This window comes from Actinomadura montaniterrae (assembly GCF_008923365.1).
Lineage (GTDB): Bacteria > Actinomycetota > Actinomycetes > Streptosporangiales > Streptosporangiaceae > Spirillospora > Spirillospora montaniterrae.
The window spans coordinates 13,734-35,453 of record NZ_WBMR01000090.1 but is presented as its reverse complement, the minus strand read 5'-3'; the positions used below and the strand labels follow the sequence as shown (position 1 = coordinate 35,453).

The 21,720-nt window shown below is 74.4% G+C and carries 21 protein-coding genes; 8 read left to right on the top strand and 13 right to left on the bottom strand.

Annotated features, from left to right (window positions below; genetic code table 11):
- From F9B16_RS27120 to paaA, 4 genes are all read right to left on the bottom strand, one after another.
- Positions 1 to 368, bottom strand: a 368-nt coding sequence (locus tag F9B16_RS27120; RefSeq protein WP_404800520.1) for an iron-sulfur cluster assembly protein, incomplete at its 3' end; no start/stop codon positions are given.
- Positions 365 to 1,297, bottom strand: coding sequence for a 1,2-phenylacetyl-CoA epoxidase subunit PaaC (gene paaC / locus F9B16_RS27115; RefSeq protein WP_151543026.1), 933 nt, complete (start codon positions 1,295 to 1,297; stop codon positions 365 to 367). The genes paaC and F9B16_RS27120, both read right to left, overlap by 4 nt.
- 13 nt (positions 1,298 to 1,310) lie before the next feature.
- Positions 1,311 to 1,601 (bottom strand): 1,2-phenylacetyl-CoA epoxidase subunit PaaB, encoded by a 291-nt coding sequence (gene paaB / locus F9B16_RS27110; RefSeq protein ID WP_151543025.1) that lies wholly within the window; start codon positions 1,599 to 1,601, stop codon positions 1,311 to 1,313.
- Positions 1,601 to 2,578: a 1,2-phenylacetyl-CoA epoxidase subunit PaaA gene (gene paaA, locus F9B16_RS27105; RefSeq protein ID WP_151543024.1), complete on the bottom strand. Its 978-nt coding sequence runs from the start codon at positions 2,576 to 2,578 to the stop codon at positions 1,601 to 1,603. The genes paaB and paaA overlap by 1 nt, the downstream gene beginning before the upstream one ends.
- A gap of 177 nt (positions 2,579 to 2,755) precedes the next feature.
- Between paaA and F9B16_RS27100 the strand changes: the two genes are divergently transcribed.
- Positions 2,756 to 3,061, top strand: coding sequence for an EthD family reductase (locus F9B16_RS27100; protein WP_151543023.1), 306 nt, complete (start codon positions 2,756 to 2,758; stop codon positions 3,059 to 3,061).
- Between the two features lie 83 nt (positions 3,062 to 3,144).
- On the opposite strand, the gene F9B16_RS27095 is transcribed toward F9B16_RS27100, so the two are convergent.
- Complete coding sequence (locus F9B16_RS27095; protein ID WP_225991978.1) at positions 3,145 to 3,657, bottom strand: Lrp/AsnC family transcriptional regulator; 513 nt, start codon at positions 3,655 to 3,657, stop codon at positions 3,145 to 3,147.
- Between the two features lie 174 nt (positions 3,658 to 3,831).
- Between F9B16_RS27095 and pdhA the strand changes: the two genes are divergently transcribed.
- From pdhA to F9B16_RS27080, 3 genes are read left to right on the top strand one after another with little or no spacing between them, the layout of a single operon-like run.
- Positions 3,832 to 4,938 (top strand): pyruvate dehydrogenase (acetyl-transferring) E1 component subunit alpha, encoded by a 1,107-nt coding sequence (gene pdhA, locus F9B16_RS27090; protein WP_225991977.1) that lies wholly within the window; start codon positions 3,832 to 3,834, stop codon positions 4,936 to 4,938.
- A gap of 10 nt (positions 4,939 to 4,948) precedes the next feature.
- Positions 4,949 to 6,034: an alpha-ketoacid dehydrogenase subunit beta gene (locus F9B16_RS27085; RefSeq protein ID WP_225991979.1), complete on the top strand. Its 1,086-nt coding sequence runs from the start codon at positions 4,949 to 4,951 to the stop codon at positions 6,032 to 6,034.
- A complete protein-coding gene (locus tag F9B16_RS27080; RefSeq protein WP_151543020.1) occupies positions 6,031 to 7,353 on the top strand; it encodes a dihydrolipoamide acetyltransferase family protein in 1,323 nt (440 codons plus the stop codon). Before F9B16_RS27085 ends, F9B16_RS27080 begins: the two co-directional genes overlap by 4 nt.
- A gap of 29 nt (positions 7,354 to 7,382) precedes the next feature.
- On the opposite strand, the gene F9B16_RS27075 is transcribed toward F9B16_RS27080, so the two are convergent.
- On the bottom strand, positions 7,383 to 8,030 hold the full coding sequence (locus tag F9B16_RS27075) for a LuxR C-terminal-related transcriptional regulator (RefSeq protein ID WP_151543019.1): 648 nt from the start codon (positions 8,028 to 8,030) through the stop codon (positions 7,383 to 7,385).
- Positions 8,018 to 9,997, bottom strand: a complete 1,980-nt coding sequence (locus F9B16_RS51220) for a sensor histidine kinase (RefSeq protein ID WP_192809015.1) — start codon at positions 9,995 to 9,997, stop codon at positions 8,018 to 8,020. The genes F9B16_RS27075 and F9B16_RS51220 overlap by 13 nt, the downstream gene beginning before the upstream one ends.
- A gap of 158 nt (positions 9,998 to 10,155) precedes the next feature.
- On the opposite strand from F9B16_RS51220, the gene F9B16_RS27060 reads away from it, so the two are divergent.
- Entirely contained in the window at positions 10,156 to 10,524 is a 369-nt protein-coding gene (locus tag F9B16_RS27060; RefSeq protein ID WP_151543018.1) for a hypothetical protein, read from the top strand.
- Positions 10,525 to 10,602: 78 nt separating this feature from the next.
- Here F9B16_RS27060 and F9B16_RS27055 read toward each other — a convergent pair whose 3' ends face one another.
- Positions 10,603 to 11,730, bottom strand: coding sequence for an NAD(P)/FAD-dependent oxidoreductase (locus F9B16_RS27055; protein ID WP_151543017.1), 1,128 nt, complete (start codon positions 11,728 to 11,730; stop codon positions 10,603 to 10,605).
- A gap of 52 nt (positions 11,731 to 11,782) precedes the next feature.
- Positions 11,783 to 12,643 carry an LLM class F420-dependent oxidoreductase gene (locus F9B16_RS27050; RefSeq protein ID WP_151543016.1) on the bottom strand — a complete coding sequence of 287 codons (861 nt, stop codon included), beginning with the start codon at positions 12,641 to 12,643 and terminating at the stop codon, positions 11,783 to 11,785.
- Positions 12,644 to 12,867: 224 nt separating this feature from the next.
- On the opposite strand from F9B16_RS27050, the gene ctaD reads away from it, so the two are divergent.
- A complete protein-coding gene (gene ctaD / locus F9B16_RS27045) occupies positions 12,868 to 14,556 on the top strand; it encodes an aa3-type cytochrome oxidase subunit I (RefSeq protein WP_151543015.1) in 1,689 nt (562 codons plus the stop codon).
- Between the two features lie 26 nt (positions 14,557 to 14,582).
- On the opposite strand, the gene F9B16_RS27040 is transcribed toward ctaD, so the two are convergent.
- A complete protein-coding gene (locus tag F9B16_RS27040) occupies positions 14,583 to 15,950 on the bottom strand; it encodes an MFS transporter (RefSeq protein ID WP_449699323.1) in 1,368 nt (455 codons plus the stop codon).
- Positions 15,951 to 16,217: 267 nt separating this feature from the next.
- Here F9B16_RS27040 and F9B16_RS27035 point away from each other — a divergent pair, with 267 nt between their 5' ends.
- Positions 16,218 to 16,673, top strand: coding sequence for a MarR family winged helix-turn-helix transcriptional regulator (locus F9B16_RS27035; protein ID WP_151543013.1), 456 nt, complete (start codon positions 16,218 to 16,220; stop codon positions 16,671 to 16,673).
- Between the two features lie 71 nt (positions 16,674 to 16,744).
- The gene (locus F9B16_RS27030; protein WP_151543012.1) at positions 16,745 to 18,148 is read left to right on the top strand and encodes an alpha/beta hydrolase domain-containing protein; all 1,404 of its coding nucleotides are present in this window, start codon (positions 16,745 to 16,747) and stop codon (positions 18,146 to 18,148) included.
- 34 nt (positions 18,149 to 18,182) lie between these two features.
- On the opposite strand, the gene F9B16_RS27025 is transcribed toward F9B16_RS27030, so the two are convergent.
- The 3 genes from F9B16_RS27025 to F9B16_RS27015 form a co-directional block, all read right to left on the bottom strand.
- Positions 18,183 to 18,848, bottom strand: a complete 666-nt coding sequence (locus F9B16_RS27025; protein ID WP_151543011.1) for a PaaI family thioesterase — start codon at positions 18,846 to 18,848, stop codon at positions 18,183 to 18,185.
- Between the two features lie 110 nt (positions 18,849 to 18,958).
- The gene (locus tag F9B16_RS27020) at positions 18,959 to 19,717 is read right to left on the bottom strand and encodes a GntR family transcriptional regulator (RefSeq protein ID WP_225991976.1); all 759 of its coding nucleotides are present in this window, start codon (positions 19,715 to 19,717) and stop codon (positions 18,959 to 18,961) included.
- A 152-nt stretch (positions 19,718 to 19,869) separates the two neighbouring features.
- Positions 19,870 to 21,597 carry a class I adenylate-forming enzyme family protein gene (locus F9B16_RS27015; protein ID WP_151543010.1) on the bottom strand — a complete coding sequence of 576 codons (1,728 nt, stop codon included), beginning with the start codon at positions 21,595 to 21,597 and terminating at the stop codon, positions 19,870 to 19,872.
- Positions 21,598 to 21,720 lie beyond the last annotated feature (123 nt).

The window sequence follows — 21,720 nt, the reverse complement described above, 5'->3', positions numbered from 1 at the left end:
ACCGGCCAGGCGCGCCGCGGCGCCGGGCCGGGCGGCGACAGGCCCGCGGCCCGCAGCGCGGCGCGCCCGCGCTCGGTGATCCAGTCGCTCGACCACGGCGGGTCCAGCACGACGCGGACCCGGACGCGCGGGAAGCCCGCGTCGTTCAGCCGGTGGACGAGGTCGTCGCGCATCGTCGCGAGGGCCGGGCAGCCGGTGTAGGTCGGGGTGATCGAGGCGACCACGGTCTCGCCACCGTCCGGTGCGGGCTCGACGTCGACGCCGCGCAGCACGCCGAGGTCGGCGAGGGTGAGCATCGGCATCTCGGGGTCGCGCACCCGCCCGGCCGCTTCGCGGGCGCGCTCGCGGGCCGTCACGAGGGCGTTCACCAGCGCCCGCCCGGGTGTGCGCGCGCGACGACCTGCATCTCGGCGAGCAGCCGGCCGAACGCCTCGGTGTGCATGCCGTCGCGGCCCGTCCGCCCGCCGACCCCGGCGAGGGGCGCGCGGTCCGGACGGTCGACGCCGCTGACGGCGAAGACCTGGTCGAGGACGGCGTCGGCCTCGTCGCGGACGGCGGCGGGATCGACGCCGACGCCGGCCTCGGCGAGCGAGGCTTCGAGAGGGTGCGCGGTGACCATTTCGGGCTGGAGCGGCCACAGCGCGTCCAGCGCGGCGACGAGCCTGCGGCGCGACTCCTCGGTGCCCTGCGCGAGCGTGAGGAACCAGCGGCCCGCCCAGTCGCGGTGGTAGGTGACCTCCTTGACGCCCTTCGCCGCCACCGCCGCCAGCACCTGGTCGGCGCTCGCGCCGAGCCGCTCCAGCAGCGCGAGCCGGACCACGGAGAACAGCAGCAGGCGGACGACGACATGCGCGAAGTCGCCGTTGGCCACCTCGGCGAGGCGGACGTTGCGGAACTCCCCGGCCTCGCGGAAGAAGGCGAGCGCGTCCTCGCCCGGCACCGGCGAGCCCTCGGGGAGGGCGGGCACGGCGCCGGGGTCGGCGGCCGCCGCCCGCGACAGCAGGAGCCGCGCCTGCCCGAGCAGGTCGAGGGCGATGTTCGCCAGCGCGATGTCCTCTTCAAGGTCGGGGGCGCGGCTGCACCACTCCGAGAGGCGCTGCGACATGATCAGCGCGTCGTCGCCGAGCATCAGGCAGTACGCGGCGAGATCGGCGCCGTCGACGCCGTCCGGCACGGTCGTGTCGACGCCGGCGAGGGGGTCCTCGAAGCCGGTGCCGAACGCCCACTGCGAGGACTCGCCGCCGGCCAGGCCGTCGAACACGCCGCCGAGGTCGCTGTTCAGGAGGTCGTCGCTCATCGGTGGTCCGCCCTCACATGTGCGGGACGTCGTCGGGGATGTCATAGAACGTGGGGTGCCGGTAGACCTTGTCGCCGCTCGGCGCGAACAGCGGGTCCTTCTCGTCCGGACTGGACGCGGTGATCGCGTCGGCCCGCACGACCCAGATGCTCACGCCCTCGTTGCGGCGCGTGTAGACGTCGCGCGCGTGCCGCAGCGCCATCACGTCGTCGGGGGCGTGCAGCGACCCGACGTGCACGTGGTTGAGGCCGCGCTTGCCGCGGACGAACACCTCGTAGAGCGGCCATTCCCGCCTGTCGGTCATCACTGGCCTCCCTTGCCGGACCGCTCGGCGAACGCCGTCGCCGCCTCGCGCACCCAGGCGCCGTCCTCGTGGGCGGCGCGGCGGTGGGCCAGCCGCTGCGCGTTGCACGGCCCGCTCCCGCCGACGACCTGGGCGAACTCCGCCCAGTCCGGCTCGCCGAAGTCGTAGTGGCCGCGCTCGTCGTTCCAGCGCAGGTCCGGGTCGGGGAGCGTCACCCCGAGCGCCTCGGCCTGCGGGACCGTCATGTCGACGAACTTCTGCCGCAGCTCGTCGTTGGAGTTGCGCTTGACGCCCCACGCCATCGACCGCGCGCTGTTCGGGGACTCGGCGTCCGGCGGGCCGAACATCATCAGCGACGGCCACCAGAACCGGTCGACCGACTCCTGCACCATGGCGCGCTGGGCGTCCGTCCCGCGCATCATCGTCATCAGCAGCTCGTAGCCCTGCCGCTGGTGGAAGGACTCCTCCTTGCAGATCCGGATCATCGCGCGGCCGTAGGGCCCGTAGGAGGTGCGGCACAGCGGCACCTGGTTGCAGATCGCGGCGCCGTCGACGAGCCAGCCGATCGTGCCGACGTCGGCGTACGACAGCGTCGGGTAGTTGAAGATCGAGGAGTACTTCTGCCGGCCGGCGAGCAGCAGCTCCGTCAGCTCCGCCCGCGAGACGCCGAGGGTCTCGCACGCCGAGTACAGGTACAGCCCGTGGCCGGCCTCGTCCTGCACCTTCGCCAGCAGGATCGCCTTGCGGCGCAGGGACGGCGCGCGGCCGATCCAGTTGCCCTCCGGCTGCATCCCGATGATCTCCGAGTGCGCGTGCTGGGCGATCTGCCGGACGAGGGTCCGGCGGTAGCCGTCCGGCATCCAGTCCCGGGGCTCGATGCGGTCGCCCCGCGCGATCGTCGCGTCGAACCGCTCCTGCGCCGCCTCCTGCGGCACGGGGTCCACGGGAGGCCCGGGGTCCACGGGGGTCGTCGTCATGTCCGCTCCCTCACCGGTCGAACGAATTACTTATCGTTCGGTCAGTAATACGGTCGCACGGACCGGCGCCTCCGCGCAACAGCCCCTTGCCCGGGACCGCCTCCTCCGCGCGCCGGGCCCGCGGGCTACGGTGAGGAGGCCCGGACCTGGCCGGCCGCATCCACCCTGGAGGACCGCATGCACCGCCTCACCGTCCAGTACTTCTCCCCCGCCGACCCGGCGGCGTTCGACGAGCGCTACGAGAGCACGCACGTCCCGCTCGTGCACGCCCTGCCCGGCCTGAAGTCGTTCACCCTGACGCGCCCGCAGGCGCTCGGCGCCGGCGCGCCCTACCTGGTCGCCGAGCTGTGGTTCGAGGACGGCGACGCGCTCGCGGCGGCGCTGGGCAGCCCGGAGATGGCCGCGGCCGCCGAGGACGCGGCGAAGTACGAGGTCGCCTCCACGACCATGTTCTCCGGCGAGGTGCGCGAGACCCTCGGCTGACCCGGGAGCCCGCCGCCGCCCCCTCGTCGCGGACGAGCCGGGCGGCGGCCGCGTTTCACCCCGCTCCGCCCCCCGGCCGTGATTCACCCGGCCGGGGGCGCGCCCCACTCGGCTCCCCGGCCGCTGGCCTCGTCGAACACCAGCCAGGTACGGGTGGCGCGGACGCCGGGGATGTCCTGGACGCGCTCCAGCACCACGTGCCGGAGCGCCGCGTTGTCCGGGGCCCTGACCAGGGCGAGCACGTCGTAGTCCCCGCCGACCATCGCGAAGTGCTCGACGTAGGTGATCTCCTTGAGCCCGGCCGACACCGCCCGCCAGGAGTTCTGCTCGATCGTGATCGAGACGTACGCGCTGGTGCCGAGCCCCGCCCGGTGCGGCGCCAGCTCCGCCGTGAACCCGGTGATCACGCCGTCGTCCAGCAGCCGGGTGAGCCGCGCGTAGGCGTTGGCGCGGGAGACGTGCACGTTCTCGGCGAGGGCGCGCACCGAGATCCGGCCGTCGCGGAGCAGCTCGGCGATGATCGCCCGGTCCACCGCGTCCAGCCGTCCGGCAGAACGTCCCGGCCAGGCGCCGTCCGCGGCGTCATCGTTCGACATTTGGCCACCCTCGCGCCCCATTGAGAACCACTTGTCGCTCATTATCCGGCATGTCTTGAACAGATGGTCGCCGGGACGGACGCTTTGGTCGTCAAGCGTCCAGAGAAAGTGAGGCGCGCCATGCCAGTGCGGAAGCCCCCGACGGCGCGGGCACCGAGGCCCGCGCGGGAACCCGTGCGCGATCACCGGCCGGCGGTCGACGGCCTGCTGCCGTCCCCCGTCCCGGTGCGCTTCGTCGCCGAGGACGGCACGCCCGCCGACCCCCCGGCCGGACGGACGGCGCCCGCCGACGGCGAGCTGCTGGAGGCCTACCGCCGGATGGTCCTCGGGCGCCGCTTCGACCGGCAGGCGACGGCGCTGACCCGGCAGGGCCGGCTCGCGGTGTACCCGTCGAGCCGCGGGCAGGAGGCCTGCCAGATCGGCGGCGTGCTCGCGCTGCGCGACGGCGACTGGCTGTTCCCCACCTACCGCGACTCGGTGGCCCTGGTCGCCCGCGGGCTCGACCCCGCCGAGGTGCTCACGCTGCTGCAGGGCGGCTGGCACTGCGGGTACGACCCCGCCGCGGTGCGGGTCGCGCCGCAGTGCACCCCGCTGGCCACCCAGACCCTGCACGCGGTCGGGATGGCGGAGGCCCTGCGCCGCAAGGGCGAGGACGACATCGTGATGGCCTTCGTCGGCGACGGCGGCACGAGCGAGGGCGACTTCCACGAGGCGCTCAACTACGCGGCGGTCCGGCGCGCGCCCGTGGTGTTCCTCGTGCAGAACAACCGGTACGCGATCTCGGTGCCGCTGGCCAAGCAGACCGCCGCGCCCGCGCTCGCCTACAAGGGCGTCGGGTACGGCGTCCGGTCCGAGCAGGTGGACGGCAACGACCTCGTCGCGGTGCTGTCCGTGCTGGCGTCGGCGGTGGAGCACGCGCGTTCGGGCGGCGGGCCGTCGCTGGTGGAGGCGCACACGTACCGCATGGACGCCCACACCAACGCCGACGACGCCACCCGCTACCGGGAGGACGACGAGGTCGCGCGCTGGGAGGCCGCCGACCCCATCGCGCGCCTGGAGGCCTACCTGCGCGGCCGGGGCGTGCTCGACGACGAGGCGGTCGCCTCGGCGGACAAGGCCGCCGAGGAGTTCGCCGCCCGCGTCCGCGACGCGCTGAACGCCGACCCCGAGCCCGCGCCGACGCCGCTGGAGCTGTTCGAGCACGTCTTCGCCGAGCCCACGCCGCAGCTGCGCGAGCAGCGGGCCCAGCTGGTGTCCGAGCTGGCCGCCCTGGAGGACTGACATGACGACGATGACGGGCCGCACGGCCGGGATGACGATGGCGCAGGCGCTGAACGCCGCGCTGCGGGACGCGCTCCGCGAGGACGAGCGGGTCCTGGTGTTCGGGGAGGACGTCGGCCCGCTCGGCGGCGTCTTCCGCATCACCGACGGGCTGACCGCCGAGTTCGGCGAGGACCGGTGCTTCGACACCCCGCTCGCCGAGGCGGGCATCGTCGGGCTGGCCGTCGGCATGGCGATGGGCGGGTTCCGCCCGGTCGTGGAGATGCAGTTCGACGCGTTCGCCTACCCGGCGTTCGAGCAGATCGCCTCGCACGTGGCGAAGATGCGCAACCGCACCCGCGGCATGGTGCCGCTGCCGATGGTGGTCCGCATCCCGTTCGCGGGCGGCGTCGGCGGCGTCGAGCACCACTCCGATTCCAGCGAGGCCTACTACGCGCACACCCCCGGCCTGAAGGTGGTCACGCCCGCCACGCCGGACGACGCGTACTGGCTGCTCCGCGACGCCATCGCCGACCCCGACCCGGTGGTCTTCATGGAGCCGAAGCGGCTGTACTGGTCCTCGGGCGAGGTCGCGCCCGAGGACCGGCGCCCCGCCGGCATCGGGCGGGCGGCGGTACGGCGCGCCGGGACCGACGCCACGCTCGTCGCGTACGGGCCCAGCGTCTCCGTGGCGCTCGAAGCGGCCGAGGCTGCGGCGCAGGAGGGCCGGTCGCTGGAGGTCGTGGACCTGCGGTCGATCGTCCCGTTCGACGACGAGACCGTCGTGGCGTCGGTCCGCAAGACGGGCCGGTGCGTGGTGGTCCAGGAGGCGCAGGGGTTCGCGGGCGTCGGCGCGGAGATCGCGGCCCGCGTCCAGGAGCGCTGCTTCCACTCGCTGGCGGCGCCGGTGCTGCGGGTCAGCGGGTTCGACATCCCGTACCCGCCGCCGAAGCTGGAGCGCTCGCACCTGCCGGACGCCGACCGGGTGCTCGACGCGGTCGACCGGCTCCAGTTCGACGACGAGCCCGACACCCGGTACCTGGCGGCGGCGGAGCCCGCGCCGGCGGACGCCGGGGTGCGTCCCCTCGCGGGCGGCGCCATGCGGGAGGCGTCGTGAAGACCGCCGTCGCTCCCCGGGTGTTCCGCCTGCCCGACCTCGGCGAGGGCCTGACGGAGGCCGAGGTCCTGGAATGGAAGGTCGCGGTCGGCGACACCGTCGAGGTCGACCAGGTCGTGGTGGAGGTGGAGACCGCCAAGGCCGCCGTCGAGGTCCCGGTCCCGTTCGCCGGGACGGTGCTGAAGCTGCACGCGGGGCCGGGCGCCGTCCTCGGCGTCGGTGAACCGCTCATCGAGGTCGGGGACGCCGGGGCCGCGTCCGCGTCCGAGGATCCCGCCGCTGCCCGGTACCGCGAGGAGGAGCAGGCGGGCTCGGGCAACGTGCTGATCGGCTACGGCACCGGCGGCGCCTCGGGCACTTCCCGGCGGCGCGGCAGGACGCGCCCCGCCGAGAAAGCCGCCGGGGACGCCGTTACGGCGGCGGCGCGGCCGAAGCTCGCGCCGCGGGTGATCTCGCCGCTCGTCCGCCGGATCGCCCGCGAGCACGGCGTGGACATCGCCGCCGTCACCCCGACCGGCCCGCGCGGCGTCATCCTGCGCCGCGACGTCGAGCAGGCCATCGCCGCCGCGCCCGCCGAGCCCGTCGCACCCGCGGAGCCGGCGGCCGCCGGTCCGGCGGGCGGCCTCGCGGACGAGCGCATCCCGCTGCGCGGCCTGCGCCGGGCGGTGGCCGACAAGCTCACCCGCAGCCGCGCCGAGATCCCCGACGCGACGACCTGGGTCGACGTCGACGCCACCGGCCTGCTCGACGTCAGGGACGCGCTGCGCCGCACCCGCCCGGACCTCGGCATCGGGCTGCTCGCGCTGCTCGCCCGCGTCTGCGTGTCCGGGCTGCGCCGGTTCCCCGAGCTGAACTCCTCGGTCGACACCGGCCGCGGCGAGATCGTCCGGCACGGGCGGGTGAACCTCGGGTTCGCCGCCCAGACCGACCGGGGCCTGGTCGTCCCGGTCGTCCGGGACGCGCACCTGATGACGACCGGGGACCTCGCCGCGGAGCTGGCCCGGCTCACCGGCCTCGCCCGCGCCGGGAAGCTGCCGCCCGAGGCGCTGACCGGCGGCACGTTCACGCTCAACAACTACGGGGTGTTCGGCGTGGACGGCTCGACGCCCATCATCAACCATCCGGAGGCGGCGCTGCTCGGCGTGGGCCGCTTCGTCGATCGGCCCTGGGTACACGACGGCGCGGTCGTGCCGCGCAAGGTTGCCCAGCTGTCCCTCACCTTCGACCACCGGGTCTGCGACGGCGGCACCGCCGGCGGGTTCCTGCGCTACGTGGCCGACTGCGTGGAGGACCCGTCCGTCCTGATCGCGCACTCCTGAACCGGGCCCGCCCTGGATGGTCGGGACCGTCACGGGGCGGCCGTGGTGGGGTCCTCCGGGTCCTGCCGCGCCGCCCCGCGCAGGTGGACCAGCACGGCCAGGACGCGGCGATGGTCCTCGTCGGACGCCGCCAGGCCGAGCTTGGCCATGATGGAGCCGACGTGGGTCTCGACGGTGCGGCCGGTGAGCCACAGCCGCCGCGCGATCCCGATGTTCGTACGGCCTTCGGCCATCAGCGCCAGGACCTGCCGCTCCCGCTCGGTGAGCCGGGCCAGCGGGTCGTCCGGCGGGCGGCGGCCGATCAGCCGCGTGACGACCTCGGGGTCGAGCGCGGACCCGCCGGCGGCCACCCGGCGCAGCGCGTCGAGGAAGTCGTCGACGTCGAGCACGCGGTCCTTCAGCAGGTAGCCGAACCGCCCGCGGGTGACGAGCTCCACCGAGTGCCGGGTCTCGATGTGCTGCGAGAGCAGCACGATGCCGACGTCCGGGTGGGACTCGCGGATCCGCCGGGCGGCCCGCGCGCCGTCGTCGGTGCGGTCGGGCGGCATGCGCACGTCGATGACGGCCAGGTCGGGACGGGCGGCGGCGACGGCGGCGAGCAGGCCGGGGGCGTCGGCGAGCAGCCGCGCCAGCCCCTCGCGGAAGAGCGCCGAGTCCTCGCCGATCACGATGCGCACGGCAGCACCGCCTCGACGGACGTCCCGGAGCCGGGCCGGCTGGCCACGCTCAGCGCACCGCCGGCGGCCGCGACCCGGTCCGCCAGCCCGGCCAGCCCGGAGCCGGGTTCGATGGTCGCGCCGCCGGACCCGTCGTCGTGCACCTCCACCGTCAGGTGCCCGTCCGCCCGGGTCACCCGCAACCGGATGCCGCCCGCCGCCGCGTGCTTCACCGCGTTCGCCACCGCCTCGCTCGCCACGTAGTAGGCGGTGGTGGCCACGTCCTCCGGCACGGGTTCGGGGCACACGTCGAGGACCACCGGGATCGGGACGCCGCGCACCAGCATGGCGAGCGCCGCCGGGAGCCCCTCCTCCAGGCTGGACGGGCGCAGCCCGTGGGCGATCTGGCGCAGCTCGGCGACGGCGGTGCCGAGTTCGTCCACCGCCTGGTCGAGCACCTTCGCGACGTCGCCGTCCGGCAGGTGCCGCTGGGCCAGCCGCAGCGCCATGCCGAGCGAGACGAGCCGCTGCTGCGCGCCGTCGTGCAGGTCCCGTTCGAGGCGCTGCCGCTCGGCGTACCCGGCGCGCAGCAGCCGCGCCCTGCTGTCCTCCACGTCGCGCAGCGCCCTGCGCAGGTCGAGGCGCAGCCGCACCACCTCGACGAGCAGCGCGGACGCGTCGGCCAGCTCCCGCAGCAGCTCCCTCGTGCCGGTCCGGCCCCGCACCAGGACACCGATCCGCGTCCCGCCGAACCGGATCGCGACGGCCTGGCCGTGCGGATCGAACGGCGCGCCGCTCGCGGTGACCAGCTCGTCCGTCCCCGGGAGCCGGTAGCCGACCCGCAGGCCGGGGTCGCGCAGCGCCGCCCGCAGCACCTCCTGCAGCTGCTCCGGCACCGCCTCCCCGGCGTGCATCCGGGCGCGCAGGCCGTCGATCGCGGCGAGCGCCGCCTGCCGGGCCGGGTAGAGGCGACGGTCCACGCGGACCTGCAGCCGGGCGCGCAGCGGGGACAGCACCAGCGCGCACACGGCCGTCGCGGTCGCCGCCGCCGCGGGCGAGGAGCGCCCGGCGGTCACACCGGCCACGAACGCGGCGGCCGTGTAGAACCCGAGCAGCACCGTGGTGACGAGGCCGTAGGTCACCGCGGCGCTCAGCGCCCGGTCCACGTCGTAGAGGTCGTGGCGCAGGATCGCGATCGCCGTCGCCGCCGGGATCGCGACGAGCGTCGCGCCGAGCCCGGCCAGGGCGAGGTCCGGGCCGTCGAGCAGCAGGTAGCTCAGCCAGCACAGCAGCAGCGTCGCGGGCAGGAACAGCGCGCCCAGCGCGAACCATTTCAGCTGGGCGCGGCGCACCGGGTCCCCGGCCCTCCGGTACCGCGCGACCATCGCCGCGGCGGACGCGACGAGGAGGAGCAGCAGGGCGGGCAGCAGCGCGATCTCGACCGGGCCGAGCAGCGTCCACAGCGGCGGCGGCAGGGTGCCGAACGCGTGCCGGACGCCGCCGAACGGCGCGGGGAACGGAGCGGGATCCAGCCCGGCCAGCACGATGAACAGCGCCGGCACCGCCGGAACGGCGACCGCGACGGCCCGCCAGCGGCGCCCGGGCGGCGGCCGCCCGTCCGGGAACAGCAGCATGAGCAGCGCCGCCGGCACGTAGTTGAGCATCCAGAGCCCCTGGCTCACGGTGACCATGACCGCCCGGCCGGGCAGCCCGGGCCGGTGCTCGGCCAGGTCAAGGTAGACGTCGGTGAAGACGATCCAGATCGCGGCCAGCCCCACGGACGCGAGCAGCGCGCCGGTCCGGTCGGCCGGGCGCTTCGCCGCGACCAGCACGCCGAGCACCACCGACGCGGACGCGAGCACGCACGCGACGCCGAAGTAGACGGCCTGCCCTCCGTCACCGTCCAGGACGACCAGCCATGCCCCGGTCCCGGCGAGCGCCACCGCGAGCACGGCCATGCCGTAGGCGGTGAGCCGGGGCCGTGTCATGGCCATACCGTAAGCGCCGCGCCACGGCGGCGACATACGTGCCAGCACGGAGAATCCGCCCGTGCCGGCACGCGGCGCTGTCCCGTGCCCGCCCCGATGCCTCCGCCGCCCGGCCCGGCCGACACTGCTGCCATCGTCCGATTCAGGAGGAGGGCACCATGCCGCATTCCCGCTTCTTCGTCACCGGCCTGGCACTGGCCGGACTTCTCGGCCTCGGCGACCTGGCGACCTGGCTGTTCGGCGTCGGCGGCGACGGCCAGCCGCCGGCCGCCGCGGCCGCCGTCATCACCGCGATCGGCGCCGTCACGCTGGCCGGCGCCGTGCTCGCGTGGCGCGGCCGGCGCGGCGGCCTGATCGCGGTGCTGGTCACCCGGATCCTGTCCGCCCTCGCGACGGTGCCCGCCTTCGGCGACGACGGTGTCTCCACTGCGAACCTCGTGCTGCTCGCCGCCGGACTCGTCCTCACGGCCGCCGCGATCGTCCTGCTCTGGCCGTCCCTGCGCCGCCCGGCGGCGACGACGCCGTGACCACCGGCACCCGCGGAAGCGGCCCCGGCGGACTCCCCTCCGCCGGGGCCTCCGTATCTCACGTGGTGAGGGCGATGGTCAGGTGTGGCGGTCGGGGCGGTAGGGGGTGAGCGCCTCGGCGGGGCTGCCGTGGACCTCCTGGGCGACCAGTTCGGCGAGGTGCGGGGCGAGCGTGATGCCGCTGTGCGTGACGACGGTGTAGAGGCCGGGAAGCTGCGGGCCGACGAGCGGGTAGCCGTCGACGGGCAGGGGCCGCACGCACCGGCGCACGCCGGCGATGTCCGCGCTCAGGCCCGGGATCAGCGTACGGGCGCGGGCGAGGAGGTCGGCGCCGGCGGCCTCGACCCGGTCCGCCGGGATCGCGTCGTCGATGCCGGCGTCAATGTCGTAGGCCTCCAGCACTAGTCCCCCGTGCTCCGCCGGACGGGCGGACAGCTCGGGAGCGTGTATGAGCCCGTTGAGGACACCGGACACTGGGGTCGTGGTGGCGACCAGGCACGGCGCCGCCGAACCGGGTTTCGACGGGTCGACCAGCGGCAGGACGATCCCGGCGGTGGCCAGCAGCGCGGGGGCGTGCCGGCCGGCGGCGCAGATCGTCAGGTCGGCGTCCAGGTCGCGGCCGTCGTCGAGGCGCGCCCCGGTGACGCGGCCGCCGTCGACGTTCAGGCCGACCGCGCGGCGCCCGGTGACGAGGCGGGCGCCCGACTCCGCCGCCCGCTGAGCGAGCGCCTGTGCCGCCAGGCCGCCGTGCACGAACCCCTCGTCGGGGAAGTGTGCGATGAGCGCGCCGTCCGGGACGCGGACGGCCGGTTCCAGTTCGCGCAACCGGTCGCCGCCGATCAGGCGGGCGGCGTAGCCGAGGCGGGCCAGGCCGTCGACCCGCGCGGCCAGCTCCGCCTTCTCGTCCTCGTCCGCCGTCCACGCGATGTTGCCGGCCGGCCGGTACCACGACGGGTCGCCGAGCCCGGCGGCCAGGTCACGCCAGGTGCGGAGCGCGTCCGTGCGGAACCGGTGATACGCCGAGTCGGCGGGGTCGTTGGCGTTGAACCACGCGTAGCTGGTCCCGGACGTCCCCGCGCCGGGCCGCAGCTCCTCGACGACCGTGACCGCGTCGCCCGGGCCAGCCCGCCCGCCGTCCGCCGGGCGGGCGAGGCGGTCGGCGAGCGCGGCCCCGACGATGCCCGCGCCGATGACGAGTATCCGCATCACCCCAGCCTGACACCCCGCCCGCCCGCCACCAAGGGCGGTCCGGAGCGGGCTAGGTCAGGGCCGGGGCCAGGCGCCGCCACTCCTCGCGGGGGAACGCGTTGCCGTCCGCCGTGAGCACCTGCACGCAGACGTGGTCGGCGCCGGCGGCGCGGTGCTCGTCCACCCGGCGCCGGATCGCCTCCTCGTCGCCCCAGGCGATCAGGGCGTCGAACAGCCGGTCGCTCACCGTGTCGACGTCCTCCTGCGTGAGCCCGAGCCGCAGCAGGTTGCCCGCGTAGTTCGGCAGGCTCAGGTAGGAGCGCAGCCAGTCCGTCCCGATCTCGCGCGCCTCGTCCCGCGTCGAGCAGAGGATCACCGTCTGCTCCGGAAGGACGAGCGGCCCCGCCCCGACGGCCTCGCGGGCGATCCGGGTGTGCTCCGGCGGGACGAGGTAGGGGTGGGCGCCGCGGGCCCGCTTCGCCGCCGTCTCCAGCATCCGCGGGCCGAGCGCGGCGAGCACCCGGCTGTCGCGGGGCACGGGCCGGCCGGCCGCGTCGAGGCCGTCGAGGAAGGCGGACATCGCCGCGAGCGGCCTGCGGTAGCGGCCGGGCTCCGCGGCGTCCACGAGCGGGGCGTGGCTCACCCCGATGCCCATCAGGAAGCGGTCGCCGTGCTCGGCGGACAGCGACGCGAACGACGCGGCGGCGTCCTCGGGCGCGTGCATCCACAGGTTCAGGATGCCGGTCGCGACGACCGCGCTGCGGGTCGCCGCGAGGAGGTTCCCGACCGCGTCGAACACCGGCCCTCCGATGTCGGGGACCCACATCGCGCGGTACCCGAGCTCCTCCAGTTCCGCGGCGGCCTCCGCCGCCTCGGCGGCGTCCCCGTAGCGCAGTTGCTGGCTCCACACACCGACACCGGACAGCTCCACGGCGCCTCCCTCCCGGTCGTGCCGCACGTCCGGGCGGTGGGCCGCCCGGCGTCCGGCCGGTCGTCCTTGGTCGTCCAGGAGAGCGTATCGGGGACGCCCCGGACGGTGACCGGCCCCCGCCGGACGCGCCCGCGCCATGACGATGATCAGGCCGCGGGCGGCGTTTGACGTGGGCTTTCTCCGGCTAGTGCCCGGTGTAGGCACGGCTGCGGGAGGGGGCCCGGATGACGGCGGTCGAGGAGGTGGCCGACACCAGCGCCGAGGAGGCGCTGCGGCGGCACGGCCTCGGGAAGCGGATCGGCGACGTCCTGGCGACGACCGACCACAAGACGGTCGGCTACCTGTACCTGTCGACGTCGTTCACGCTGTTCCTGATCGCCGGGCTGATGGCCATGCTGATGCGGGCGGAGCTGCTGCGGCCGGGCCTGCAGGTGATGGACGAGCTGCAGTACAACGAGCTCTTCACGATGCACGGCACGATCATGCTGCTGCTGTTCGCGACGCCGCTGTTCCTCGGCTTCGCCAACGTCATCATGCCGCTGCAGATCGGCGCGCCGGACGTCGCGTTCCCGCGGCTGAACGCGCTGACCTACTACATGTTCCTGTTCGGGTCGGTCATCGTGCTGTTCGGCTTCATCATGCCGAACGGCGCGGCCGACTACGGCTGGTTCGCCTACTCGCCGCTGACCTCGTCGACCTTCTCCCCCGGCCTCGGCAAGGACATGTGGGTGATGGGGCTGATCCTGTCGGGCGTCGGCACGACGCTGACCGGCGTCAACCTGATCACCACGATCGTCACGATGCGGGCGCCCGGCATGCTGATGTTCCGGATGCCGATCTTCACCTGGAACGTGCTGCTGACCAGCCTGATGGTCATCATCGCGTTCCCGGTGCTCGCCGCCGCGCTGTTCGCGCTGGAGGCGGACCGCAAGCTCGGCGCGCACGTCTACGACGGCGCGAACGGCGGGGCGCTGCTGTGGCAGCACCTGTTCTGGTTCTTCGGGCATCCGGAGGTGTACATCGTGGCGCTGCCGTTCTTCGGCATCGTCACCGAGATCATTCCGGTGTTCGCACGCAAGCCGATCTTCGGCTACCTCGGCATGGTCGCCGCGACCATCAGCATCACCGGGCTGTCGATGACGGTCTGGGCGCACCACATGTTCGCCACCGGCCAGGTCCTGCTGCCGTTCTTCTCGATCACCTCGTTCATGATCGCGGTGCCGACCGGCATCAAGTTCTTCAACTGGGTCGGCACGATGTGGAAGGGCGAGATCTCGCTGGAGACGCCGATGCTGTGGGCGATCGGGTTCCTCGTGACGTTCCTGTTCGGCGGCCTCACCGGGGTGATCCTGGCGTCGCCCGCCATGGACTTCCACCTCACCGACTCGTTCTTCGTCGTCGCCCACATGCACTACGTGCTGTTCGGGACGGTGGTGTTCGCGATGTTCGGCGGGTTCTACTTCTGGTGGCCGAAGATGACCGGGAAGAAGCTGGACGAGACCTGGGGCAAGATCCATTTCTGGTCGCTGTTCGCCGGCTTCCACACCACGTTCCTCGTCCAGCACTGGCTCGGTGCCGAGGGCATGCCGCGCCGCATCGCCGACTACTCGGACGAGTTCGCGACGCTGAACCTCGTCTCGTCGATCGGCGCGTTCGTCCTCGGGGCGTCCACGTTCGCGTTCCTGTGGAACATCTACCGGACGCACCGGCGCGGCGAGCCCGTCGGCGTGGACGACCCGTGGGGCTACGGCAACTCGCTGGAGTGGGCGACGTCGTGCCCGCCGCCCAGGCACAACTTCGTGGCGATGCCGCGGATCCGCTCGATGCGCCCGGCGTTCGACCTGCACTATCCGCCGCTGGAGCCGCCGGAGGAGGCGGAGATCGCCACCCCTCCGCCTCCCGGCCGCTCCTGACGGCGCCGTTGCCCGGCTCCGGCCGGTCAGGCCACCGGTTCGGTGGACGGCTCGGCGTGCGCGGCCTCCCGGGCGGCGGCGGCCGCGCGGCGGCCCGGGATCGTCAGGGCGATCAGCGCGGCGAGGACGGCGACGCCGCAGCCGATCGCGAGGCCGGTGCGGAACCCGTTCTCCGAGGGCAGCGCGTGCCCGCCGAGGCTGATCGTCATCTGCGACAGCACGGCCCCGACGACGGCGGCGGACACCGACGTGCCGATGGAGCGCATCAGCGTGTTGAAGCTGTTGGCCGAGCCGGTCTCCGACTGCGGCACCGCGCTCATGATGAGGGCGGGCATCGCGCCGTAGGCGAGGCCGACGCCGCCGCCGCAGATCGCGGTGAAGAGCATCAGGCCCCAGGCGTGCCCCAGCAGGACCTGCGACGACCCGTACCCGGCGGCGACCACCAGCGCCCCGCAGATCAGCGTGACCTTGGGGCCGCGGGCGGCGGACAGCCGCGCGCCGAGCGGGGACACCGCCATCATCACCAGGCCGGAGGGGACCATCCACAGCCCGGCGGCCACCATCGACTGGCCGAGGCCGTACCCGGTCTGCTCGGGCAGCTGCAACAGCTGCGGCGCGATCAGCGACTGGGCGTACATGGAGAAGCCGACCACGACGGACGCGGCGTTGGTGAGCAGCACCTGCGGCCGGGCGGTGACGCGCAGGTCGACGAGCGGGTCGCGGGTGCGCAGCTCCCACCACCCCCAGGCGAGCAGGACGACGGCGGCGGCGGCGAACAGCCCGATGGTGGTGCCGCTCGTCCAGCCCCAGTCGGCGCCCTTGGAGACGGCGAGCAGCAGGCAGACGAGGCCGGCGCCGAGCCCGACCGCGCCGGGGGCGTCGAAGCGGCCCTTGGCCTGTGCGGGCACGGCGGGCACCAGCAGCCAGATCAGCACGGCGACGAGGACGCTCAGCGCGGCCGCCCCCCAGAACAGCACGCGCCAGTTGGTGTTCTCGGCGACCAGCGCGGCGATCGGCAGCCCGAAGGCGCCGCCGATGCCCATCGAGGAGCTCATCAGCGCGATGGACGAGCCGAGCCGCTCGGGCGGCAGCAGGTCGCGCAGCGCGCTGATGCCGAGCGGGATCATGCCCATGCCGAGGCCCTGCATCCCGCGGCCGATGATCATCGGCCAGAGCGAGCCCGACAGCGCGCAGACCACCGAGCCGGCGATCAGCGGCACCATGCAGGCCAGCATCAGCCGGCGCTTGCCGTACAGGTCGCCGAGCCGGCCGATCATCGGCATGGCGACCGCGGACGCCAGCAGCGTGCCGGTGATCACCCAGGTCGCGTTGGAGGCCGTGGTGTGCAGCAGCCTCGGCAGGTCGGCGATCAGCGGCACCACCAGCGTCTGCATGAACGCGGCGACGATGCCCGCGACGGCGAGCACCGCGACGATGCCGTTCGGGCGGACGGCGGGCCCGGAGTCGTCCACGTGGGTCTCCTCTTTCAGGGAAGGGCGCTCTTGCGGGGGAACGAGGCCGGCTCTTCGGGGAGCGAGGCAGCCGTATGCACGATACATACGATGTGCTGGATACACAAAGTGTGTATGGCGCATATCCGCTGTGATAAGCAGGACACCGCACCCGGACGGCCGATCCCGGGGGCACGGATCGGAGGCACCATGGACAAACCGACGGACCGGGTCGAGTACGAGACCATGCTGCTCGGGCGGCACAGCCTGGAGTTCGCCGGCGGCTCCGCCCGCGCGGCCGGGCACCTGGAGCGCAGCGCCTACATCCTGCTCAGCCGCATCCGGGTCGAGGGGCCGATGTCGATCCGCCAGCTGAGCGAGGCGTTCGGCCTGGACCAGTCCACCCTGAACCGGCAGACCTCCGCCATGCTGCGCTCCGGGCTGGCCGAGCGCATCCCCGATCCCGAGGGCGGCATCGCCCGCAAGTTCCGCATCACCGCCGAGGGCGAGCGCCGGCTTGAGGAGGAGCGCGGCCGGATCGTCGCGAGCCTGGACAAGATCATGGCCGGCTGGCCGGCGGAGGACGTGCGCACCTTCGCCGACTGCCTCAAGCGGTTCAACACCGACATCGAGCGGCTGAGCGGCCGCCCCTGGCCTCGTCCCTGACCACTCGCCCGCCGCGTCCCTGACCACCCCCGTCGCCGGCCCCCCGCAGGGCGAGAAAGGACAGCGCAGCCATGGACGTCCGTCTCGTGGACGGCCCCCCGTCCCTGATCTCCACGTTCTTCGACCTCGGCAGGTCCGGCTACACGACGGCGGAGTTCTTCGCGTCCGGCGAGGCCGCCGCCTACGAGGCCGCCGGCGCGACCGGCGACGACGGCGTGTGGACCGTCCGCCCGGGCCGCCGCGCGCCCTTCACGACGCGGCTGGTGGTGTACCGGCCGGCCGATCCCGCGGCTTTCGGCGGGACGGTCGTCGTCGAATGGCTCAACGTCTCGTCCGGGGCGGACGCCCCGGCCTTCTGGCTGAACACGCACCGGCAGCTGATCCGGGACGGCGCGGCGTGGATCGGCGTCTCGGCGCAGCGGGACTCGATCGACGGCGAGTCGCTGTTCGCGCGGCTGACCGAGACGGAGGGCGACTTCTCCTCCATCACGCTTCCGCCGCTGAAGAAGACCGATCCCGAGCGGTACGCGTCCCTCGACCATCCGGGCAACGCGTTCTCCTTCGACATCTTCGCGCAGGTGGGACGGCTCGCCCGGGAGGAGGGCGGCGTCCTCGGCCCGCTCCGCGCGTCCCGCGTGCTCGCCGCGGGCCAGTCGCAGTCGGCCGCGTACCTCGTCACGTTCGTCAACGCGGTCGCGCCCGTCGCGGGGGCCTATGACGGCTACCTGATCCACGGCCGCCCCGGCGGCCCGGCGCTGCTGGACGGGGCGCGCTGGGAGTCGCGGGCGGGACGCGTCCGGATCCGCACCGACGGCGACGCCCCCGTCATCACGGTACAGAGCGAGACGGACGTGGCGGGGCTGCTCCGGTCGGCGGGGTCACGGCAGCCGGACGGCGAGCGGTTCCGCCTGTGGGAGGTCGCGGGCGCCGCGCACGCCGACACCTACACGATCGACGCCGCGTTCCGCGACTCCGGGCGGCGCGGCCCGGACGAGCTGGCGGCGATGCTGGCGCCGCGCTCCGCCCCGCTCGGCGCCGAGTTCCCGCTGCCGATCAACTCCGGCCCGCAGCAGCACTACGTCGCGCAGGCCGCGGTCGCCGCGCTGGACCGCTGGGTGCGGACGGGCACTCCCCCGGCGTCCGCGGACCGTCTCGACCTGGAGCCTGGGGAGCCGGTGCGGCTGCGGCTCGACGGGCACGGCATCGCGTCCGGCGGGGTGCGGACGCCGTGGGTGGACGTCCCTGCCGCGGTGCTCTCCGGGCTCGGCCAGGAGGCGGCGCCGGGCGCCGCGCTGCTGTTCGGCTCGACGCGCCCGTTCGGCGCGGCGACGCTCCGGCGGCTGTACCCGCGCGGCGCGGACGACTACGTGCCCGCGTTCCGGGCGGCGGCCGAGCGGGCCGCCGCGGCCGGGTTCCTGCTCGCCGCCGACCTGGACGAGGCCATCGGCGTCGCCGCCGCGTCCTTCCCGTCCTGACGGCGGCGCCGCCGGGCCCGGCCGCGCCGCCCGCTCACTCCATCATCTGGGCGGCCATGCGGGCGATGTCCTCGCGGTCGAGGTGGACGAAGTCGCCCGTCGCCTCGACCGTCACCCGGCCGCGCTGCAGCAGCCGCCCGACCGTCCGCACCCGCTTGCCGTCGCGGGCCTCGACCTCGCCCTCGAACAGGCACGGCTCGCCGAGCAGGGTCGGCCTGCGGTAGACGATCTCCAGCCGGGCCGTCGGGCCCGCGACCCCGGCGACGAAGTTCGCCGCCGCGCACAGGATGTCGAACGCGCCCGCGAGCACCGCGCCGTGCACGCAGCCGGGCGGCCCCTCGTACGGGCGGGTGAACGTGCCGCGCAGCAGCGCCTTCGGCGGCTCGAACGCCACCTCCAGCGGGAGCGCCATCGGGTTGTGCCGGCCGATGACGGCGTCGTAGGCCATGCGCCCGGCGAGGTCGGCGCGGCCGTCGTCCGAGAGGTGCAGCATGGTCTTGGGCAGCGGCGGGTCGGGGACGTGCCGCTCCAGGGCGTCCGCGACGGACTCCAACTCGCGCGCCGCCGCCAGCGTCGCGTCCGGGGGCGCCGTCGTCGCCGTGGCGACCGCGACGAGCCGCCGGATGGCGTCCGTCAGCGCCGCGGACTCCTCTTCGCGGCCCGCCAGCGCGGGATGCGGGGGTTCGGACGTGTTCGTCACATGCACCTCTACGGTCGTCGCTCATGCCGCCGGGCGGGCGGCCGGGCCGTGCCCGGTCCCGGGCGGGCCCTCCCGGCGGAGGCGCCGGGACGTTCTCAGGCGAGGCGGGCTCAGGGCGAGGCGGGCTCCGCCTCCGCGTCCGGCCGCTCGAACATGCCCCGGCCGCGGAACAGCCTGACGACCAGGTCGCCCTGGCCGCGCAGCATGGTGACGTACTCCCGTTCCGCGGCCTGCGCGTCGGCCTTCTTCATCGCGCGGACGATCGCGGCGGTGCCGCGCTTCTCCGCGGCCGGCACCCCGGGCACCAGCTCGAAGACGTTGCCGGGCACGATGCCGGTCATCTGCTTCAGCATGTTGCGCAGCCGCGGCGACTGCGCCGCCTCCACGACCGATCCGTGGAAGCGCGCCGTCAGCTCCTGCAGCGCCTCGGCGTCGCCCGCCGCGGCGATCTCCTTCTGCAGCGGCGCCAGCCGCTCGCCCAGCTCGGCGCCCTGCCGCTCCACCGCCCGCCGGGCCCCGAAGCCGTAGAACAGCCCGTACAGCTCGTAGTGGTCGCGGACGGACGGCTCGTCGAGCGCGTTCACGAACGCGCCGCGGTGGGCGATGATCGTGATCCAGCCCTCCCGCTCCAGCGCGATCAGCGCCTCGCGGACGGGGATCCGTGACACTCCCAGCGCGCGGGCCACCGCGTCCTGCGGGACCCGCTGCCCCTGCCGCAGCACGCCGTCGAAGATCAGCCGGCGCAGGTAGAGCCGGACCTGCTCGCCGCTGGTCAGCCGGGACAGGTTCTGCCCCGGCAGCGCGTCGGCCCCGTCCGTCATGCCGGCGGCCCGCAGCTCGGGTTCCTGGCTCCGCGGGATCGCTCTCACCCCTAGGTCCGGTGGGCGGTCCGACACCGCCCGGCACGCAACGCAAAGCTAGCAGCGCGCACTCCCCGCGTCCGGCGGCCCGCGGGCCCGGCGCGTCCGCCGGGGCGGTGCGCCCCCGGGTCCGGCGCGCAAAGAATATATTGTAGCCGTTATCAGATCGCATGCCCTTGCCCGGCGGCCGGCGGGTCCTCCAGGAGCCGCTTGATGACCTTTCCGGTCTCGTTGTAGGGCAGCGCGTCGCGGAACTCCACGTGGGCGGGCACCTTGAAGGGCGCCAGGGCCGCGGCCACCCAGTCGCGCACCTCCCGCTCGGTGAGCGACGCGCCGTCGCGCGGCACCACGACCGCCTTGACCTCCTGGCCGAGGACGGTGTGCGGGACGCCGATCACGCAGGCGTCGGCGATGCCCGGATGCTCGACGAGCCGGTACTCGATCTCGATCGGGTAGACGTTCTCGCCGCCCCGGATGATGAGGTCGCGCATCCGGCTCTCCAGGTAGAGGACGCCGTCCTCGATCCGGCCGAAGTCGCTCGACCGGTACCAGCGGTCCGGCGTGAGCGCCTCCGCCGTCGCCTTCTCGTCGCCCCAGTAGCCGAGGAACACCCCGGCGCCGCTGATGTGGACGCGCCCGACCTCGCCCTCGGGCAGCGGGTTCCCGTCCTCGTCGCGGACCTGCACCCAGATGGTGGGGGCGGCGGCGCCGACCGAGGCGGGATGCCCGTCCATCTCCCGGCCGTTGAGGAACGTGCCGGTCCCGGTCGTCTCGGTCATCCCGTAGCCGTTGGTGATGGCGACGCCCGGCAGCTTCTCCTCGAACAGCCGCAGCAGCTCGGGCGCGAACGTGGCGCCGCCGCTGCCGATCGTGACGACCCGCGAGGTGTCGTACTCGGCGAACCGCGGATGGGTGAGCATCTGCCAGAAGTGGGTCGGGACGCCGGTCCACTGCGTCAGCCCGTGGTCGTGGGTCAGCTTCAGCGCGGCCTCCGCGTCCCACCGGCCCGGCGGCGGCAGGACCAGCTTGAGCGCGAACAGCGGCGCGTTCGCGAGCGCGAGGCAGGCGCCGGAGACGTGGAACAGCGGGTTCGCGAACACCGACGCGCGCTGCACACTCTCCGGCACCTGCCGCCGCCCGGGCGGGCCGGTGAGCGCGGCGACGGCGCCGCCGAGCCCGCCGAACAGCCCGAAGTGGACGAAGTTGCGGTGCGACATGGTGGCGCCCTTCGGGCGTCCGGTCGTCCCGCTGGTGAACATGATGGCCGCGGGGTCGTCCTCGTGGATACCGGCGTCGGGCAGTGCGGCCGGCGGATCCTCCAGGGCGAGGGCGGCGGCGTGCAGCTCGTCCAGCGAGACGACCGGGACGCCCTCGGCGGCGGCGCGCGTCTCCGCCAGGCGCACGAGCGGCTTTCCCGAGCCGAACAGCGCGGACGGGCCGGTCAGGCCGATGCCGTGGTCGAGCTCGCCCGGCGTCCACCAGCCGTTCAGCCCGACCATGATCGCGCCGAGCGACAGCGTCCCCCACCACAGCAGGATGTGCTCCAGCCCGTTCGGCGCCGCCACGGCCACCCGGTCGCCCTTCCCGATCCCGTACCCGGTCGCCAGCACATGCGCGTACGCGGCGGCGAGCCGGTGCGCCTCGGCGAAGGTCACGGCGCGGTCCGGCGCGTCCGCGAACGCCAGGTAGGTCTGGTCGGGGGTGCCCGACGCGGCGCCCGCGAGCATGGCCGGGACGTGCGGGGCCCGCTGCGCGAACACCTCGGCCGGGGCGCCGAGCACGTCCTCGACGCGGCGCTCGAACATCGCGCCGGGCCCGCACAGCAGCTCGCGCAGACCGCCGTCGAGCAGCTCGTCGCCGTGCCACGCCAGGGTCAGGGGGGTGGGCATGGATCACTCCCGTCGGGCCGCCGGGTCGGCTCACCCCTTGTATATAACATCAAGTCTACGAAAAGATGAGACGGCAGTCTCATTCGATCCGTCGGGCGCGAACCGCACACGCCGGGCCGGGCC

Excerpts from the sequence above, each read along its gene's own strand:
- paaC (WP_151543026.1), bottom strand. The coding sequence starts at position 1,297 with ATGAGCGACGACCTCCTGAACAGCGACCTCGGCGGCGTGTTCGACGGC.
- paaB (WP_151543025.1), bottom strand. The coding sequence starts at position 1,601 with ATGACCGACAGGCGGGAATGGCCGCTCTACGAGGTGTTCGTCCGCGGC.
- paaA (WP_151543024.1), bottom strand. The coding sequence starts at position 2,578 with ATGACGACGACCCCCGTGGACCCCGGGCCTCCCGTGGACCCCGTGCCG.
- F9B16_RS27100 (WP_151543023.1), top strand. The coding sequence starts at position 2,756 with ATGCACCGCCTCACCGTCCAGTACTTCTCCCCCGCCGACCCGGCGGCG.
- F9B16_RS27095 (WP_225991978.1), bottom strand. The coding sequence starts at position 3,657 with ATGTCGAACGATGACGCCGCGGACGGCGCCTGGCCGGGACGTTCTGCC.
- F9B16_RS27085 (WP_225991979.1), top strand. The coding sequence starts at position 4,949 with ATGACGGGCCGCACGGCCGGGATGACGATGGCGCAGGCGCTGAACGCC.
- F9B16_RS51220 (WP_192809015.1), bottom strand. The coding sequence starts at position 9,997 with ATGACACGGCCCCGGCTCACCGCCTACGGCATGGCCGTGCTCGCGGTG.
- F9B16_RS27060 (WP_151543018.1), top strand. The coding sequence starts at position 10,156 with ATGCCGCATTCCCGCTTCTTCGTCACCGGCCTGGCACTGGCCGGACTT.
- F9B16_RS27055 (WP_151543017.1), bottom strand. The coding sequence starts at position 11,730 with ATGCGGATACTCGTCATCGGCGCGGGCATCGTCGGGGCCGCGCTCGCC.
- ctaD (WP_151543015.1), top strand. The coding sequence starts at position 12,868 with ATGACGGCGGTCGAGGAGGTGGCCGACACCAGCGCCGAGGAGGCGCTG.
- F9B16_RS27040 (WP_449699323.1), bottom strand. The coding sequence starts at position 15,950 with ATGCAGACGCTGGTGGTGCCGCTGATCGCCGACCTGCCGAGGCTGCTG.
- F9B16_RS27035 (WP_151543013.1), top strand. The coding sequence starts at position 16,218 with ATGGACAAACCGACGGACCGGGTCGAGTACGAGACCATGCTGCTCGGG.
- F9B16_RS27030 (WP_151543012.1), top strand. The coding sequence starts at position 16,745 with ATGGACGTCCGTCTCGTGGACGGCCCCCCGTCCCTGATCTCCACGTTC.
- F9B16_RS27015 (WP_151543010.1), bottom strand. The coding sequence starts at position 21,597 with ATGCCCACCCCCCTGACCCTGGCGTGGCACGGCGACGAGCTGCTCGAC.